This window comes from Streptomyces daliensis (assembly GCF_054782395.1).
Genome location: NZ_BAAGSO010000135.1, coordinates 24,345 through 41,056 on the forward strand (window position 1 = coordinate 24,345; position 16,712 = coordinate 41,056).

Genomic DNA, 16,712 nt, shown 5'->3' on the forward strand with positions numbered 1-16,712 from the left:
GCACCCTTTTCACGACACTCCCCACGTCATCCTTCACGGCGGTACCTCCATCCGGTGCACCCACTTGGTCTGGAGGACGCCGGGTCGGTTGGGCGCGATGATCCGGGCCGGGTAGCCGTGGTCGAGGTTGAGCACCTCGCCGTTGAGACGCAGCGCCAGCAGCGTGAGCGGATCGCGCGCGTAGCCGGGGCCCATCTCCATCACCCGGTAGTTGCCGGTGCGCTGGAGGGAGACCACGCGTACCGAGGCATCCGACGGCGCCCCGGCGCGGTCGAGCAGGTCACGGACGCGTACCCCGCTCCAGTGTGCCGACTTGCTCCAGCCCTCCACGCACGCGATGGGCAGCTCCGCCGGGTGCTGGGGCAGTGCCCGCAGCTCTTCCAGCGTCAGCTCGTACGCGCGGGGGCCCGCGACGGTCAGGCGCCACTCGCGTACGGCCGTCGCCGAGACGCGCGCGGCGGCGGCCGTACGGTTCACGGGCAGGCCCTGAGTACCGTGGTCCTGGTGCCGTGGTGCGAGCAGGGTCAGCTTCCGCAGCGGGGTCAGGGTCTGGCCCACGGTCACCACGGTCACCGCGCCGACAGCCGCGCCCACGCCCAGCATCAGCGACCTCCGGTCCCGTGCCACGGCCTCCGCACGTCCGTCGGAGGCCGCTTCGGGGGTCGCTTCGAGGGCCGCGTCGGAGGTCGCTTCCGTCACCCCTCTCCGGCGCCAATGTGCCGCGACGAGCGGCAGCTTGACGGCGAGATGGAGCAGCAGCGAGCCGGTCAGCACCCAGGCGAGGGCCCAGTGCACCTGCCGGAAGGAGAACGGCCACGGGTACCACTGCACGGTGTTGAGCAGCCCCATGAAGAGCTGCAACAGCGCTGTGGACACCAGCACCGCGATCGACAGCCGCTCCAGCGCGTGCCGGACACCGCGTACGGGCGGCCACTCGAAGAGCCGGGGATACACCGTCCACAGCTTGGCCAGCAGCAGTGGCACCGCTGCGATGCCGGTGGCCACGTGCAGGCCCTGCGTCAGCCGGTAGCCCCATACGGGGCGGCTCGTCAGCCGGGCGGCCAGCCAGGCGGGCGGCTCCTGGAGGAGGTGACTGATCAGACCCGTCACGAAGCACACGAGAACCGCCGCGCCCAGCCATCGCCCGACGGCTGTCGCGGTACGCGGATCGTGCAGCGCACCCCGGAAGCGCGGCAGCACCCCCGCGACGCGCCCCACCATGCCGGCAGTGCGACGTGTGCGCGTGTTCTTCGGCGCGTCGGAACGAGAGAGGCCCACGGCTCACTCACCACCCGGTGATCAGCAGATGATTGACGGTCAGGGCGAGCGCGGCCTGTGCCGCGAGCCACCGGGGTGCTGTCCGCGCGGGCAGCAGTGCCGCCGCCGGGAGCAGCCAGAGCGAGAACGGCAGCCAGATCCGCTCCGTCTCCGCCTTGCTCATCCCGGACAGGTCGGCCAGCAGCACCGCGCACATCCCGCCCGCCACGAGCACCGTCAGCGCCCCGGCCCGCGCGGTGACCGCCCTGCGCAGTCCGGCGACAGTGGCGAGCCCGACCACGGCGACCTGCGCGGCGAGGTTGCCCCACACGAAGTACCCGTACGGGCGAATCCCGGCGGCGCCCTGGTAGTAGCGGTCCACCAGCGTGAAGTAGCCGTCGAACCACCAGAACCCGGCAGCGGCGAACCCCGCGAACCAGGCCGCCAGCCCGGCCAGTACGAGCGGAACCGGACGTACCGTGCGCGCGGCCACCAGCACGGCCAGGGCGACGCAGCCGAGCAGCACGAGCCCGTACGAGAGGAAGCACAGCAGCCCGAACAGCAGCCCCGCACCCAGCGCCGCCGCCCAGGGCACCCGTACGGCACGCTTCGCCGACAGGGTCAGCAGCGCCACCGCCCAGGCGCCGACGGCCGTGAACCAGCCGTCGGCCGAGACGCCCGTCCACACGGCGGCGGGCGCGAGGACGAGGAACGGCGCGGCCCGTCGCGCCACCTCTTCCCCGTCCGCCTCCCCGTCCGCCTCCCCGTCCGTCTCCTCGCCCGTCTCCCCGCCCCCGGCGCCGCACAGGGCACGCACCGTCACCAGCACAGCGGCCGTTGCCGACGAACCGGCCACGATGACGAACGCGGCGGCCCAGCCACCGCCGCCCAGCCCGGCGCGGTCCAGCCCCACGAAGGTCAGCAGCGCGCCGGGCGGGTGCCCGGCCACGTGCGCGGGCCAGTGGTCGGGCGCGTCGATGAGGATGCGGCCTGTGAAGCCGCGCAGCGTGGCGCCGATGTCGCGCACCTCGTCGACGGAGCGGAGGTACTCGTACTTCGTCGTCAGCCGCCCGGCCACCCCGCGCTGCCACCCGTCGACGAGCGCCAGCGACCAGCTCCACGCCATCGCCCCGCCCCACCCGGCCATGACGAGGCCGCGCCACGGGAGGCGCCGGGCGAGACCGGGCCCGTACGCCACCGTCAGGACCGCGAAGGCGAGCGCGGCGGGTGTGCCGGGGCCCACGTGCGGCAGCCAGTACGCGTACAGGGGCGGCCAGCGCAGGCGCAGCGTCCCGTCCCGCTGTTCGACGGAGCGTCCGACGGCCAGGGCGACGGTGAACAGGAGGGCGGCGGCGGTGGCCGCGACCAGGTCGTACAGATTCCGCCGGCGCGCCCGCCGGCACGGCTCCACCGCTTCGGATGTGTCGGACTTCTCGGGCGTACAGGTGCTCACCGGCTCACCGTAGGGCGCTGACCAGCCCGTCAGGGCGCACGGCGTGCGGACGTCACCAGGACGTCAGATCTCGCCCCGCCGCCAGGGGCCCCGGCCCGCGCACGGCCGACGCGCTCATGCCCGACGTCCCCGTACCGGAGGCAGGAACTCGCGCACCAGGGTGCGGTCCCACCAGTCGCCCGTGGCGCGCCGCTCCTGGCGGGTGGTGAAGCGGTACCGGTACAGCAGCGCCCGCACATGCGTGGGCGGCCCGTCGGGGAAGGGGTTGTGGCCGAGGAGCCGCAGCGTGTCGCGGTCGCCCTCCAGCAGGCGTGCGACGAAGGGCTCGAACCAGGAGCGGGCGTACGCGGGCGAGAGCGCCGCGAACCACATCAGCCAGTCCAGCCGCAGATGGTACGGCGCGAACTGACGCGGCAGCCGCGCCACGTCACCCGGCTTCCCCCTGAACCCGTACGCGCGCCAGACCGTGTCCTCCGTCAACAGCTCCTCGTCGGTGCCCTCGACGACGATCTCGTGGCGTACGCGGGTGACGCTGCCGAAGGCGCCGTAGGAGTTGACGAGATGGAACGCGTTGAAGGAGCTGTTCATGCGCTGGTGACGGCTCAGCAGATTGCGGACGGGCCAGTAGCTGAGCACCACCACCAGCGCGGTCGCCGCGCACACCAGGACGGCGTACCAGAGCGGCGGCCCGCCGCCCGTGCCCTGCCACGGGCTCTTCCCCGCGCCGCCCGTCAGCGCGGGAACGTCCACGACGGACAGGGCGAGGGCGATCGTCAGCCAGTTCAGCCACGCGAAGTTGCCCGACAGCACGAGCCACAGCTGGGTGACCACGATGATGCCGGCGGCGACGGTGGCGCCGGGCTGGGGAAGGAACAGCCCGAAGGGGACGATGAGCTGCGCGACGTGGTTGGCGCCGGTCTCCACGCGGTGCAGAGGCTTCGGCAGCCGGTGGAAGTACCAGCTCAGCGGCCCCGGCATGGGCTGGGTCTCATGGTGGTAGTCGAGGCACGTCAGCTCGCGCCAGCAGCGGTCGCCCCGCCACTTGATGAGCCCCGCGCCGAACTCGACGCGGAACAGCAGCCACCGCAGCAGCCACATCGTCAGGACGGGCGGCGCGGTGTCCGCGTTGCCGAGGAAGACGGCGAGGAAACCGGTCTCCAGCAGCAGCGACTCCCAGCCGAACCCGTACCAGATCTGCCCCACGTTGACGACGGACAGATACAGCGCCCACAGCACCGCCCACATCAGCATCGCCGCCCACAGCGGTACCGCGTCGGCGGCGCCCACGAGCACGGCGGCGGACAGTGCGGCGCCCGCCCACGCGCAGCACGCGAAGAGCCGGTCCGAGTAGCGCCACTGGAAGAGGCCGGGCGCGGACCGGAAGGGGACCCGGCGCACGAACTCCGGCACCGGGGTCATGCCCCGTTCGCCGATCAGCGCACGGAACTGCCGGGCCGCCGCCAGGAAGGCGACGAGGTAGACGGCCGCGAGGGCGCGCTGGAACACCAGCCTGCTCAGCCAGTGCTCGGGCGCCGTGAACCACTCCATGGCGGCCATGAGTACCACCGTGCGGCCGGTCCATGACCGAGGCAGGCGGGCGAGCGGCCGATCGCCCGCCGACCGGCAGCCCGTCCGGCGATTGACGGGAGGCGGCGCGGCGCGGTCCCGGCGTGCGGCAACGTCGCGGCGAACCCGGCGGCGACGCCGGTTACGGCGGCGTCCCGCCCAGCAGCTTCGTGAGTTCGCGGCTCGCCGTCCGTGCCGCCTCGGCGCGGTCCGCGCCGTTCAGCACGGCGGTCTGGTACGTCTTCAGCGGGTTGTCGGCCTCGACGGCGCCCCAGTCGGGCGAGTTGGGCGCCGTGTGCCCGTTCGCCGCGCCCTTCGCCATCGCCGCCGCGCCCGGGTCGTCGGCGACGGCGGGGGCGAGGCTGGTCCGGTTGGGGACGTAGCTCATCGCCCTGGCCAGCTTCTTCTGCCAGCGCTTGCCCGTCAGCAGCTCGATGACGTCGTACCCTTCCCGCTGGTGCTCGGCCCGCTCCGGGACGATCAGCACGGAGCCCCCGGTGAAGACGGCGCCGGGCTTCTTGGCGCTCTTGCCCGGTACGGGGAAGTAGCCGAGCTTGCCGCGCAGCTCGGGGTTGGCCTCGACGACCTGGCGGGCCTCGCCCGGGGTGCCGATCATCTGGGCCACGTCGCCACGCGCGAACGCGTCGCTCTGGAGTGGCCGCGCCTCGTCGGAGTCCTTGGGCGCGTCGCCGAGCGACTGGAGCCGTTCGTAGAAGTCCATGCCGCGCAGCGCTTCCGGCGTGTCGAGCGAACCGCTCCACTGCCCGCTGCGCTCGATGGCGAGGTCGCCTCCCTCGTCCCAGATGAACCCCGCCAGCACGTACCAGTTCTGGCCCGGCAGATAGATGCCCTGCTGCCCGGGGACGGCGTCGAGGGCTGCCGTCTGCTCCAGCCACTTCTTCCTGGCCGTGGGAGGCCGCTCGATGCCCGCCTTCGCGAAGAGGTCCTTGCGGTAGATGACGACGCGGTTGGCGGCGTAGTACGGCACTCCGTACTGGGCCCCGCCGACCTTGCCCGACTCGGCGAGCCCCGGCACCCAGTCCGTGCCCGCGGGATCGAAGACCTCCAGCGTGAGGTCCTTGACGTGGCCGGTCTCCACGTACTGGGCCACCTGTGTGTTGCCGACCTCGATGACGTCCGGCGCGACGTCCGACTCCAGCGCCTTGGTCACCTTCCCGCCGATGCCGTCCCAGGGCTGGACCGTCAGCTCGACGCGCTGGCCGGGGTTCCGCTTCTCGTAGTCGCGGACGAAGGCGTCGGTGAACTCCTTGGTGGCGCTGTCCTTCATCAGCCAGACGTCGACCGTGATCTCGTCGTCACCGCCGGGCCCGGAGAGCCCGCACGCGGCCAGCAGCACCGCCGCCGACGCCACGGCCACGCCCCTGACCAGCGGCCCCAGTGGCCCCAGCGGACCGGGCAGGCCCACCGGACGCGGCCGACGCAGCGGCCGGAGCGGCCGGGGCGGGCGAAGGGGACGGGAACGGGCCGAATCTCTCGACGCGTGGCGGACTGAGACTGACGATCTTGGCACGGCTACCCTCCGTGAACATGTGAGGGTAGACATTGGCCCAGACCAATGCGCACGTCAAGGACTTACCGTGCGGAAACTTGATTTGCGTACTACATGAGGCGGGGGACCCCCGGACAGCGGCGACCCGCGCATTGCCCGATCATGGACGGATGAGCGAGGACGGATACGTACGGGTGCGGGGCGCCCGCGAGCACAATCTGCGGAACGTCGCGACGGCCGTCCCCCGGGACGCGCTCGTCGCCTTCACCGGCGTCTCGGGCTCCGGCAAGTCCTCCCTCGCCTTCGGCACGCTGTACGCGGAGGCGCAGCGCCGCTACTTCGAGTCCGTCGCCCCCTACGCGCGGCGGCTGATCCACCAGGTCGGCGCCCCGAAGGTCGAGGAGATCACCGGACTGCCCCCTGCCGTGGCGCTGGAGCAGCGCCGCTCGACCCCCACGGGCCGCTCCTCGGTCGGCACGGTCACCACCGTGTCCAACTCCCTGCGCATGCTCTTCTCCCGCGCGGGCACCTACCCCGAGGGCGCGGAACGGCTCGACTCCGACGCGTTCTCACCGAACACCGCCGCGGGCGCGTGCCCGGAGTGCCACGGCCTGGGCGCCGTCCACCGTGTCACCGAGGACTCCCTCGTCCCCGACCCTTCCCTCTCCATCCGCGAGGGCGCCATCGCCGCCTGGCCTGGAGCCTGGCTCGGCAAGAACCTCCGCGACATCCTCGCCACGCTCGGCCACGACATCGACCGCCCCTGGCGCGAACTGCCCCGCGAGGAGCGGGAGTGGATCCTCTTCACCGACGAGCAGCCGGTCGTCACCGTGCACCCGGTGCGCGAGGCGGCCCGTATCCACCGGCCCTACCAGGGCACGTACCAGAGCGCGAAGCGCTATGTGCTGCACACCTACGCCGACACCAAGAGCACCACGCTCCGCAGGCGCGTGCAGCGGTACCTGGTCAGCGCCGACTGCCCCGCCTGCGAAGGGCGCAGGCTGCGCCCCGAGGCGCTGGCGGTGACCTTCGCAGGGCGGGACATCGCGGAACTCGCCGCGCTGCCGCTGGAGCGGCTGGCCGAGGTGCTGCGGCCCGTGGCGGGGAGCGATCCGGAAGAAGCCACGTCGCAGGGGGAGGCCGTCGCGGCGGGTCTCGCCCGCGACCTCGTCTCGCGCATCGAGGTGCTGACCGAACTGGGCCTCGGCTACCTCGGCACCGACCGCCCCACCCCCACCCTGTCGCCCGGCGAACTCCAGCGGCTCCGGCTCGCGACGCAGTTGCGCTCCGGGCTCTTCGGCGTCGTCTACGTGCTGGACGAGCCCTCGGCCGGACTCCATCCGGCCGACACCGAGGCGCTGTTCACCGTGCTGGAGCGGCTCAGGGAGGCGGGCAACTCGCTGTTCGTCGTCGAGCACGACATGGCCCTGGTGCGGCGGGCCGACTGGGTCGTGGACGTCGGCCCCGGCGCGGGCGAGCACGGCGGCGAGGTGCTCTACAGCGGCCCGGTCCCGGGCCTGGCGCGGACCGCGCGTTCCGCGACCCGCCGCTACCTCTTCCCGGGCGACGGCGACGGCGACGGCGACAGCGGCGACGGGCACGGGCACGGGAACGACGTGGGCGCACCCGTGCGCACGCCCCGCACCCCCGACCCGGACCGCTGGCTGCGGCTGACCGGTGTCACCTGCCACAACCTCGACGGACTCGACGCTGCCTTCCCGCTCGGGCTGTTCACGGCGGTCACCGGAGTCTCCGGATCCGGGAAGTCGACGCTGGTCAGCCAGGTGCTCTCCGACCTCGTCGCCGAACACACGGGAGGCGAGGACCGGAACGCCGACGCCACCGGGGACACCGACGAGGACGGGGAGAACGGCGCGCCACGGCTGCCCGGCGCGACCGTGGCGGGGGCCAAGGGACTGGAGGCCGTCGACCGTCTCGTACGCGTCGACCAGAAGCCCATCGGCCGCACCCCGCGCTCCAACCTGGCCACCTACACGGGCCTGTTCGACGCGGTACGCAAGGTCTTCGCCGCGACGGACGAGGCCAGGGCTCAGGGCTACACCACGGGCCGCTTCTCCTTCAACGTCGCCGAGGGGCGCTGCCCCACCTGCCAGGGCGAGGGCTTCGTCGCCGTCGAACTCCTCTTCCTTCCCGGCACCTACGCGCCCTGCGGCGACTGCCACGGTGCCCGCTACAACCCCGAGACCCTGCGGATCACCTACCGGGGCGCGACCGTCGCCGACGTGCTGGGGATGACCGTCGACCACGCGGCGGAGTTCCTCGGCGATGTGCCCGCGGCGGCGCGCAGCCTGCGCACCCTCCAGCGCGTCGGCCTCGGCTACCTCCGGCTCGGCCAGCCCGCGACGGAGCTGTCGGGCGGCGAGGCCCAGCGGATCAAGCTGGCCAGCGAACTCCAGCGCTCCCGTCGCGGGCACACCCTCTATGTGCTCGACGAGCCGACGACGGGTCTGCACCCCGCCGACACCGAAGTGCTGATGGGGCAGTTGCACGGGCTGGCGGAGGCCGGGCACACCGTCATCGTCGTGGAGCACGACATGGGTGTCGTCGCGGGCGCCGACTGGGTCATCGACCTCGGCCCCGGCGGCGGCGACAGCGGCGGCCGGATCGTCGCCACGGGCACCCCGGCCGAGGTGTCCCGCGCCGGGGACAGCGCGACAGCGCCCTATCTGCGCGCAGCGCTCACCGGGCCGGGCCCGCGGGCAACCGCGCGAGGCTGAACACCGTCACCCCAGGGGGACCCGTGCGATAGACAGAGCACGTAACACACGCGGCATACGCGGCACATGACGGAGAACAGAGCAACAGAGCAGCAGCCCCGGGAGGCCATATGACCCACGCCCTGATCGTCGGAGGCGGCATCGCCGGAGCGGTGACCGCGATGGCGCTGCGCAAGGCGGGCATCGGTTCCACGGTCTACGAGGCGTACGAGACGGGGGCCGACGACGTCGGCGCCTTCCTCGTCGTCTTCAACAACGGGCTGGAGGCGCTGCGCACCGTCGACGCACACCAGCCGGTCCTCGACGCCGCCTTCCCCGCCGAGCACGTCGAACTCCTCTCCCACACCGGCCAACTGCTGGGCTCGCGCCCGTCGTCGGGCACGGCGCCGGTGCCGGGCACGGAAGGGGAGCACGCGCGCGCGGTGCTCGGCCCGCACACCCTCAAGCGCGCCACCCTCTACCGCGTCCTGCACGACGAGGCCGCCAGGCGCGGTGTCACCATCGAGCACGGCAAGCGCCTGACGACGGCCGAGCAGCACCCCGACGGCGCCGTCACCGCGCACTTCGCCGACGGCACCAGCGCCACGGGCGACCTCCTCATCGGCGCCGACGGCATCCACTCCACCACCCGAGCGCTCATCGACCCCGGCGCGCCGCGCCCCCGCCACACGGGCCAGACCACGGTCTGCGGCTACGCGCGCGGCGTCGGCCCCGAGGCGACACCGCCCCCTGCCACGTACCGCATGGTCTTCGGCAAGCGCGCCTTCCTCGGCTGCACCCTCGCCCCGGACGGCGAGGTGTGGTGGTTCGCGAACACCCCGGGCGAGGAGCGCACCAGGGCCGAACTCGCCGCCGTCACCCCAGCGCAGTGGCGCGAGCACGTCAGCGGGCTCTTCGCCGACGACGACTCACCGGCCGCCGAGATCGTCCGCGCCACGGGCGACGGCATCGTGGGCAGCAACGCCTACGACATCGCCAGCACCCCCGTGTGGCACCGCGGCTCCATGGTCGTGATCGGCGACGCGGCACACGCCGCAGCGCCCAACGCCGCGCAGGGCGCCTCGATGGCCATCGAGGACAGCGTGGTCCTGGCCAAGTGCCTGCGCGATCTGCCGGACCCGGCCGCGGCGTTCGCCGCGTACGAGGGGCTGCGACGGGAGCGGGTGGAGCGGGTCGTCGCCGACAGCGCGCGCATGAGCGGGCGTTCCACCCCCAGGCCGGAGGAGCGCGAGCGGCGCGACGCCGAGGTGGAGAGCCGTACGAAGAGCCGCGAGGCGGGCGGGACGGGCGGGGAGGGCTCGACGGAGTGGCTCACGCACTACCGCGTCGACTGGGACGAGCCCGTCACGACGACGCGCTCCTGACCTTGTCCGACGCGGCGCCCACCGCCACCCCCGCGACGAGCAGCACGATGCTCGCGTAGACCTCGTAGCCCTCCAGAAAGCCGATCCGGTACAGCAGTCCGCCGCCGAACCAGCCGGTGAAGTGGTGGACGAGACCGATCACGCCCTGCGCGATCAGCACGAAGCTCACGAAGCCCAGAAGATTCCTCATGGCACCGAGGCTATGAGCGTGCGGAGGAGCGGGGAGTCGGCCGAAAGTATCGGCGCCGCTGACTTCGGTAGCGTCCTCGCGTGCGAGGGGTGGCCCGGCGCCCGTGCACGCGTAGGTTCGGTGACCATGGACGGCATTCACCCCGCTCGCCCCGGTCTCCCCGCCACCGCGCCTGACGGGTCCGTCGGAAGGGGCCCGCGCACCCGCCGCTCCGCGCGTGACTGGGCGGTCGACATCAGCGCCTTCCTGCTCGCCGCGGCGTTCAGCGTGCTGACGTCGGAGGCGTACGTCAACGACCCGCGCCTTTCGGAGGACGCGCTCGCGCTGGACCAGATCCTCGGCGCGCTGGCCTGCTGCGCGCTGTGGCTGCGCAAGCGCTGGCCGGTGGGCGTCGCGCTGGCGTGTGCCCCGGTCAGCGTCTTCTCGCACTTCGTCAGCGGTCCGCAGATGTTCGCGCTGTTCTCGCTCGCCGTGCACCGGCGCCTGCGCACCGTCGCGCTCGTGCTCGCGGCGACCTTCGCGGCGGGCCCGTTCCAGCAGTGGGTGCGCCCGGACCCGGAACTGTCCCCGGCCCTCAGCTTCCTCGTCGGGGGGCTGCTGCTGGTGGCGCCCGTCGGCTGGGGGATGTTCGTACGCTCCAGGCGTCAGCTCGTCGCCTCGCTGGAGGAGCGCGCGGTACGCGCAGAGACGGAGGCCGCGCTGCGCGCCGAACAGGCGCAGCGGGCCGCCCGCGAGGCCATCGCGCGCGAGATGCACGACGTGCTCGCGCACCGGCTCTCGCTGCTCAGCGTGCACGCTGGCGCGCTCGAATTCCGCCCCGACGCTCCGCCGGAAGAGATCGCGGGCGCCGCCGGAGTGATCCGCGGGAGCGCCCACCAGGCGCTGGAGGAGCTGCGCGAGGTGATCGGGGTGCTACGGGCGGGCAGCCCCGTGCGACGGGACGGTCCGGCGGGACCGGAACCGGAGGGCGCGGGGAGCGCCGGGCCCGGAACCGGAACCGGGGGCGGGGAGCCCGAGGGTTCGGGGCGGCCCCAGCCGAGGCTGGCCGACGTGGCACGCCTGGTGCGCGAGTCCCGCGAGGCGGGCACCCGGGTCACCCTGCGCCAGCGCGTGCCCGATCCCGCCACGGCCCCGGAGACCCTCGGCCGCACCGCGTACCGCGTCGTCCAGGAGGGCCTGACGAACGCCCGCAAGCACGCGCCGGGCGCGCGGGTCACGGTCACGGTGGACGGCGCTCCGGGAAAGGGCCTGACGGTGGAGATCCACACCACGGTTCCTGGCGCACAGGAAGCGTCCGACGGCCCTGACGCCCCCGGTGCACCGCACGCGCCCGGAGCACCCGACGCACCGGACGTGCCCGGAGCATCCAGCACACCGCACGCGCTCGGAGCACCCGACGCACCGGAAGCATCCGACGGGCTTGACGCACTCGGCGGACCTGGCGTGTCCGGAGCGCCCGGCGCATCCGACGCAGCTGGCACGCCTGGTGTGCCCGGCGGACCTGACGTGTCCGGTGTACCGGATGCACTTGGCGCACCGGCGGACGTGCCTGGCGCACCCCACGGACCGTACGTGTCCGGCGTACCGGATGCACCCGGCGCATCCGACGCGCCTCATGGACCTGACGCACTCGGCGGACCTGACGCACTGGGTGCACAGGATGTGCCCGGCGGACCCGGCGGACCCGGCGCACCCGGCGCACCGGACGTGCCCGGTGCGTCCCACGAACCGCACGCACCCCGCCCCGCCTCCGCGAACCCGCCCCGCACGGACCCGACCGAGCGGCCCGGGCCGCCCATACCCGGCTCGGGGCAGGGCCTGATCGGCCTGGCCGAGCGTGCCGCGCTCGCGGGTGGCCGGCTCGACCACGGGCACACCGCCGACGGCTTCCGGCTGCACGCCTGGCTACCGTGGGCCCCATGACCATCCGCCTCCTCCTCGTCGACGACGATCCGCTCGTACGCGCCGGGCTCCGCCTCATGCTCGGGGGCCTGCCCGACGTCGAGATCGTCGGCGAGGCCGCTGACGGCGCCGAGGTGCCGTCAGCGGTGGAGCGGCTCGCGCCCGACGTCGTGCTCATGGACATCCGGATGCCCGGCACGGACGGCCTCACCGCCACCGAGGAGCTGCGCGCCCGCGCGCACCCGCCCGAGGCCGCCCCCGAGGTCATCGTGCTGACCACCTTCCACGCCGACGAGCACGTGCTGCGCGCCCTCCGGGTCGGCGCGGCGGGCTATCTGCTCAAGGACACGCCGCCCGCCGAGATCCTGGACGCGGTGCGGAAGGTCGTCGCGGGCGACCCCGTGCTCTCGCCCGCCGTGACGCAGCAGCTCATCGCCCACGTCGCCGCCTCCGGCGAGGACACCCGCCGCAGCCGTGCCCGCGCGGCGCTCGACGGGCTCGCCGAGCGGGAACGCGAGGTCGCCGTCGCCGTCGGCCAGGGCAGGTCCAACGCGGAGATCGCCGCCACGCTGTATATGAGCGTCCCCACGGTCAAGACCCACGTCTCCCGCATCCTGACGAAGCTCGGCCTGAACAACCGCGTCCAGATCGCGCTCCTCGCCCACGACGCGGGCCTCCTGGAAGGCCGCTGACCAGCCCCGTACTCCCGGGTCCCGGAGCGCCGGGAATCCTCACGCGCCGTGTGCGTTGAAGGGAGCGTGACCACCTCGACCCCGGACCCGGCCCCCGCCCCCATTACGCTCCCGCCCGCGACGCGCCTGTCCGTCCTGGACCGCGCGCTGACGAGGGAGGGCGAGCACCCGAGGCAGGCGCTGCGCGAGACGGTGCGTTTTGCGCGGGACGCCGAGGCTCTCGGCTACCACCGCTTCTGGGTCGCGGAGCACCACGGCGTCCCCGGCGTCGCCGGATCGGCACCGACGGTGCTCGCCTCGGCCGTCGCGTCGGCCACCTCCCGCATCCGGGTCGGCACGGGCGGCGTGATGCTGCCCAACCACCAGCCGCTCGTGGTGGCGGAGCAGTTCGGGGTGCTGGAGTCGCTGTTCCCCGGCCGTATCGACATGGGCCTGGGCCGCTCGGTCGGCTTCACCGACGGGGTGCGCAAGGCGCTCGGCGTCGGCAAGGACGCGGCCGAGCGCTTCGGCGAGCAGATCACCGAACTGCTCGGCTACTTCGACGGCGGCAACACCGTGCGGGCCGCGCCCGCCGAGGGGCTGCGCGTGCCCGCGTTCCTGCTCGCGATCGGCACGGGCGCCGACCTCGCGGCGCGGCACGGGCTCCCCCTGGTCATCGGCGTCCATCGCGACGAGTCGCGGACCCTGGCCGCCATCGAGCGCTACCGGGCTGCCTTCCGCCCCTCCGCACAGGCCCTCGAGCCCTACGTCGTCGCCTCGGTCAACGCGGCGGCGGCCGCCACCGCCGAACAGGCCGAGACGTTGCAGATCCCGGAGGCGTGGGCCACGGTACGCTCGCGCACCCACGGCGTCTTCGCGCCGATGATCCCCGCCGCCGACGTCCTCGCCCGCGACATGACGGAGCGGGAGCGCACCTTCTACGACGAGGCCCGCGCGTCCCAGTTGCGCGGCACGGCGGAGGAGACGGCCCGCGCGCTGGCCGGACTGGCGGCGCGCACGGGCGCGGACGAACTGCTGCTGACCCTCAACACCTACGACCCCGCCGACCGCCTCGACTCCTACCGCCGCCTCGCCCGCGCGGCGGGGCTCACGTCCCGTGCCGTCAAGTCCCCTTCCTTGGCGGGACGTTCGTGACCTCTGGGCGGCGAGGGGAGGGTGTGACGAACGCCCCGATTTCGTAGCGGTGGGGGGTACTCTGTGCGCCGGGAAGACGAAACGCTGGGGCGTGCAGACGCGGGACGTGACGACGCGAGCGGTGACCGGTGAGGCCGGATTCGGGTGCCTGGTCCGTCAGGATCAGCTTCCGCCTCCGCCCTCTCCTCCCGGACACCCAGGTCGCGGCTGTCCCGCCGGGTGGGGGTGGCGATGAGGGTACTGGTGGTTGAGGACCATGCCGAGCTCGCGGATTCCGTGGCCAGGGTGCTGCGCCGCGAGGGCATGGCGGTCGATGTCGCATACGACGGCATGGCCGCGCTGGAACAGACGGCCGAGGTCGAATACGACGTCGTCGTGCTCGACCGCGACCTGCCCAAGGTCCACGGCGACGAGGTGTGCAGCTCTCTGACGTCGCAGCCGCTGCGCACCAGGGTGCTGATGCTGACGGCGTCCGGCACGATCGCCGACCGCGTCGCGGGACTCGGGCTCGGCGCCGACGACTACCTTCCCAAACCGTTCGCGTACGCCGAACTCGTCGCGCGTATCCGTGCGATGGCCCGGCGCTCCCAGCCGCCGCTGCCGCCCGTACTGGAACACGGCGACCTCCGGCTGGACCCCGCCCAGCGGATCGCGACCCGGGCCGGGCAACGCTTAGGGCTCACCACGAAGGAATTCGCGGTGCTGGAGTATCTGCTCACCGCGCAGGGCCGACCGGTGTCGGCCGAGGAACTCCTCCAGAAGGTGTGGGACGAGGCCGCCGACCCGTTCACGACCACGGTCAAGGCGACCATCAACCGCCTGCGCTCCAAGCTCGGTGACCCGCCCGTGATCGAGACCGTTCCCCGGAGCGGCTACCGGATTTGAGATGCCGATGCGCCTGTCACCTCTCTCTGCGCTGTCCCGCTCCGCCCTCGTCACCCGGCTGCTGCCACGTCGGGTACGGATGCGCCTCACCCTGCTCTACGGGGGACTGTTCGTCGCCTCGGGCGCGGTGCTGCTCGGGATCACGTATCTGCTGGTCCTGCGGACGCCGAAGAAGATCATCTCGATCGAGAAGGGCGGCAGCCCCCGAGTGTCCACGGGGGCCCCGGGAACCGGAAGGGAAAGGCTCGACGGCTTCTCCGAGAAGCTGCGTGAACAGGCGGAGAGCCAGCACGGCGCCCAGATGCACGATCTCCTGGTCCAGTCCGGAATAGCGCTGCTGATCACCACCTTCATCGCCATCGCCATCGGATGGCTCGTCGCCGGTCGAGTCCTCCGGCCGCTGCGGATGATGACCTCCACCATCCGTAAGATTTCCGCGCGCAATGTGCACAAGCGTCTCGATGTGACGGGTCCCGCCGACGAGTTGAAGGATCTCGCGGACACCGTCGACGGCCTGCTCGGACGTCTGGAGGCGGCGCTCGACTCCCACAAGCGCTTCGTCGCCAATGCCGCGCACGAGCTGCGTACTCCGCTCACCCTGGAACGCGCGCTGCTCGAAGAGACGCTGATGGACCACGACGCGACGCTGGAATCGTTCAGGGCCAACTTCGAACGGCTGCTGAACATCAGCGATCAACAGGGCTGCCTGCTGGAATCGCTGCTCACGCTGTCCAGCAGCGAGCGCGGTCTGGAACGGCAGGACGAGCTGGACCTGGCCGAGATCGCCGAGCGGGTGCTGCTGGTCTCCCGTCCGGAGATGGAACGCAAGGGACTCAGCGTCGAGCCCGCGCTCCAGCCCGCTCGCATCGAGGGCGATTCGGCGCTCGTCGAACGGCTGGTGGCCAACCTCGTCGACAACGCCGCGGACTACAACGTCCCCGGCGGCCGGGTGGAGATCGTCACCCGCGTCGCGGAAGGGCGTCCGGTGGTCTCCGTGTCCAACACCGGGCCCGAGGTCCCGGCCGATCAGGTGGACCGCCTCTTCGAGCCCTTCCAGCGGCTGCGTCGAACGGCGGGCGACGGGCACCACGGGCTCGGACTGTCCATCGTGCGCGCCATCGCCACTGCCCACGGCGCCGCGCTCTCCGCGGACGCCCGGCCGAGCGGCGGCCTCGTGGTGGAGGCGGTCTTCCCCCTGGGTGAGAGCCCGTCCACGTCCGGTGAGCACGACAACCGGAACGCGGAACGGGATACGGCCCCGCGTGACGGCTCCTTCCTCGTCCGCCTCCCGAAGAGGGACGACGCCGACGCGAAGGTATTGAGGTAGACCGAATCCGGGCCGAAAGCGGATTCCTCTGAGGGGGTCCGCTGCTTCGGACGCGCGCTTCGGGAGTGCGGGCGCCGTGGGCCGTGGTGCGCGGATTCTACGTCCAAGTGCGGGAAGCAATCGGTTAGACAAGCGTGAGATCCGCCATGCGGTGCGTGGTGCGTGGCGAGCCGCGGTGGTTACGGGACGGATCTCGTAAACCCGTGATTGCCGATTGAATTATCCCAGCCGACCGGATTCGCGCGAGGGGCGCCTATTGTGCCGTGCGCTGTCCACGGGGCGCCCTGGGCGGGAACTTTTCGAGGAAAGAGTGCCCGGAGAGAACAAGTCGGCAGCCGTTGGGGACCGCGTGGGCCGGTCTGTATCGTTCGAGGCGAGCGCACCCCGACCCGCCTTTCCTCACCTGTTCGAAGAAGCAGTCATGTCGGATTGCCCATGGAAAGCTGCCCATCGGAAGGGGAAAGATGAAGGGCCAGGACGGTTACGCTTTGCCCCTGTCCGATTGCCAAGAGGGAATTTGGCTGGCGCAGCGGATCGAAAACACTCGTGCTCTGTACAACGTCGGTCAGTTCACGGAGATCCGTGGGGTGCTGGACGTCGAGGTCTTCGAGGCGGCTCTGCGACGGGTCGTCGCGGAGACGGAGACCCTGGGTGTGCGGTTCGTCGAGGACGGCGACGGGGTGTCCCAGGTGCT

12 protein-coding genes and 2 pseudogenes are annotated in these 16,712 nt (G+C 72.5%); 9 read left to right on the top strand and 5 right to left on the bottom strand.

The genetic code is table 11. The annotated features are described in order from the left end of the window. Nucleotides 1-33 precede the first annotated feature (33 nt). The 4 genes from ACYVOO_RS38795 to ACYVOO_RS38810 all read right to left on the bottom strand — a co-directional run bounded on the left by ACYVOO_RS38795 (nt 34) and on the right by ACYVOO_RS38810 (nt 5,648). Nucleotides 34-1,221: a molybdopterin-dependent oxidoreductase gene (locus ACYVOO_RS38795; protein WP_461020430.1), complete on the bottom strand. Its 1,188-nt coding sequence runs from the start codon at nt 1,219-1,221 to the stop codon at nt 34-36. A 64-nt stretch (nt 1,222-1,285) separates the two neighbouring features. After that, nucleotides 1,286-2,710, bottom strand: a complete 1,425-nt coding sequence (locus tag ACYVOO_RS38800) for a hypothetical protein (RefSeq protein ID WP_461020431.1) — start codon at nt 2,708-2,710, stop codon at nt 1,286-1,288. 114 nt (nt 2,711-2,824) lie between these two features. After that, nucleotides 2,825-4,258 carry a lipase maturation factor family protein gene (locus tag ACYVOO_RS38805; protein WP_461020443.1) on the bottom strand — a complete coding sequence of 478 codons (1,434 nt, stop codon included), beginning with the start codon at nt 4,256-4,258 and terminating at the stop codon, nt 2,825-2,827. A 160-nt stretch (nt 4,259-4,418) separates the two neighbouring features. Continuing rightward, complete coding sequence (locus ACYVOO_RS38810; RefSeq protein ID WP_461020432.1) at nt 4,419-5,648, bottom strand: extracellular solute-binding protein; 1,230 nt, start codon at nt 5,646-5,648, stop codon at nt 4,419-4,421. 308 nt (nt 5,649-5,956) lie between these two features. Between ACYVOO_RS38810 and ACYVOO_RS38815 the strand changes: the two genes are divergently transcribed. Both ACYVOO_RS38815 and ACYVOO_RS38820 read left to right on the top strand, forming a co-directional pair. Beyond that, entirely contained in the window at nt 5,957-8,524 is a 2,568-nt protein-coding gene (locus tag ACYVOO_RS38815; RefSeq protein ID WP_461020433.1) for an excinuclease ABC subunit UvrA, read from the top strand. Between the two features lie 110 nt (nt 8,525-8,634). Then, nucleotides 8,635-9,888, top strand: coding sequence for an FAD-dependent monooxygenase (locus ACYVOO_RS38820; RefSeq protein WP_461020434.1), 1,254 nt, complete (start codon nt 8,635-8,637; stop codon nt 9,886-9,888). Here the strand turns inward: ACYVOO_RS38820 and ACYVOO_RS38825 are convergent. Further along, on the bottom strand, nt 9,869-10,078 hold the full coding sequence (locus tag ACYVOO_RS38825; RefSeq protein WP_461020435.1) for a hypothetical protein: 210 nt from the start codon (nt 10,076-10,078) through the stop codon (nt 9,869-9,871). The genes ACYVOO_RS38820 and ACYVOO_RS38825 overlap by 20 nt on opposite strands. Nucleotides 10,079-10,204: 126 nt before the next feature. Between ACYVOO_RS38825 and ACYVOO_RS38830 the strand changes: the two are divergent. From ACYVOO_RS38830 to ACYVOO_RS38860, 7 genes and pseudogenes are all read left to right on the top strand, one after another. Then, a pseudogene (locus ACYVOO_RS38830) lies at nt 10,205-11,398 on the top strand (sensor histidine kinase); the annotation flags it as partial. Nucleotides 11,399-11,842: 444 nt separating this feature from the next. Then, nucleotides 11,843-12,001, top strand: a pseudogene (locus ACYVOO_RS38835) (sensor histidine kinase); the annotation flags it as partial. Next, nucleotides 11,998-12,672 (top strand): response regulator, encoded by a 675-nt coding sequence (locus ACYVOO_RS38840; protein WP_461020436.1) that lies wholly within the window; start codon nt 11,998-12,000, stop codon nt 12,670-12,672. The pseudogene ACYVOO_RS38835 and the gene ACYVOO_RS38840, both read left to right, overlap by 4 nt. Before the next feature lie 66 nt (nt 12,673-12,738). Next, nucleotides 12,739-13,806 (top strand): MsnO8 family LLM class oxidoreductase, encoded by a 1,068-nt coding sequence (locus ACYVOO_RS38845; RefSeq protein ID WP_461020437.1) that lies wholly within the window; start codon nt 12,739-12,741, stop codon nt 13,804-13,806. Between the two features lie 231 nt (nt 13,807-14,037). Next, nucleotides 14,038-14,691, top strand: coding sequence for a response regulator transcription factor (locus tag ACYVOO_RS38850; RefSeq protein ID WP_461020438.1), 654 nt, complete (start codon nt 14,038-14,040; stop codon nt 14,689-14,691). Between the two features lie 7 nt (nt 14,692-14,698). Beyond that, nucleotides 14,699-16,018, top strand: coding sequence for a sensor histidine kinase (locus ACYVOO_RS38855; RefSeq protein ID WP_461020439.1), 1,320 nt, complete (start codon nt 14,699-14,701; stop codon nt 16,016-16,018). Nucleotides 16,019-16,482: 464 nt separating this feature from the next. Continuing rightward, nucleotides 16,483-16,712, top strand: a 230-nt coding sequence (locus ACYVOO_RS38860) for a condensation domain-containing protein (protein ID WP_461020440.1), incomplete at its 3' end; no start/stop codon positions are given.

Coding starts and splice junctions, on each gene's coding strand:
- ACYVOO_RS38850 (WP_461020438.1), top strand. CDS start 14,038: ATGAGGGTACTGGTGGTTGAGGACCATGCCGAGCTCGCGGATTCCGTG.
- ACYVOO_RS38820 (WP_461020434.1), top strand. CDS start 8,635: ATGACCCACGCCCTGATCGTCGGAGGCGGCATCGCCGGAGCGGTGACC.
- ACYVOO_RS38855 (WP_461020439.1), top strand. CDS start 14,699: ATGCGCCTGTCACCTCTCTCTGCGCTGTCCCGCTCCGCCCTCGTCACC.
- ACYVOO_RS38805 (WP_461020443.1), bottom strand. CDS start 4,258: ATGGAGTGGTTCACGGCGCCCGAGCACTGGCTGAGCAGGCTGGTGTTC.
- ACYVOO_RS38840 (WP_461020436.1), top strand. CDS start 11,998: ATGACCATCCGCCTCCTCCTCGTCGACGACGATCCGCTCGTACGCGCC.
- ACYVOO_RS38825 (WP_461020435.1), bottom strand. CDS start 10,078: ATGAGGAATCTTCTGGGCTTCGTGAGCTTCGTGCTGATCGCGCAGGGC.
- ACYVOO_RS38795 (WP_461020430.1), bottom strand. CDS start 1,221: ATGGTGGGGCGCGTCGCGGGGGTGCTGCCGCGCTTCCGGGGTGCGCTG.
- ACYVOO_RS38815 (WP_461020433.1), top strand. CDS start 5,957: ATGAGCGAGGACGGATACGTACGGGTGCGGGGCGCCCGCGAGCACAAT.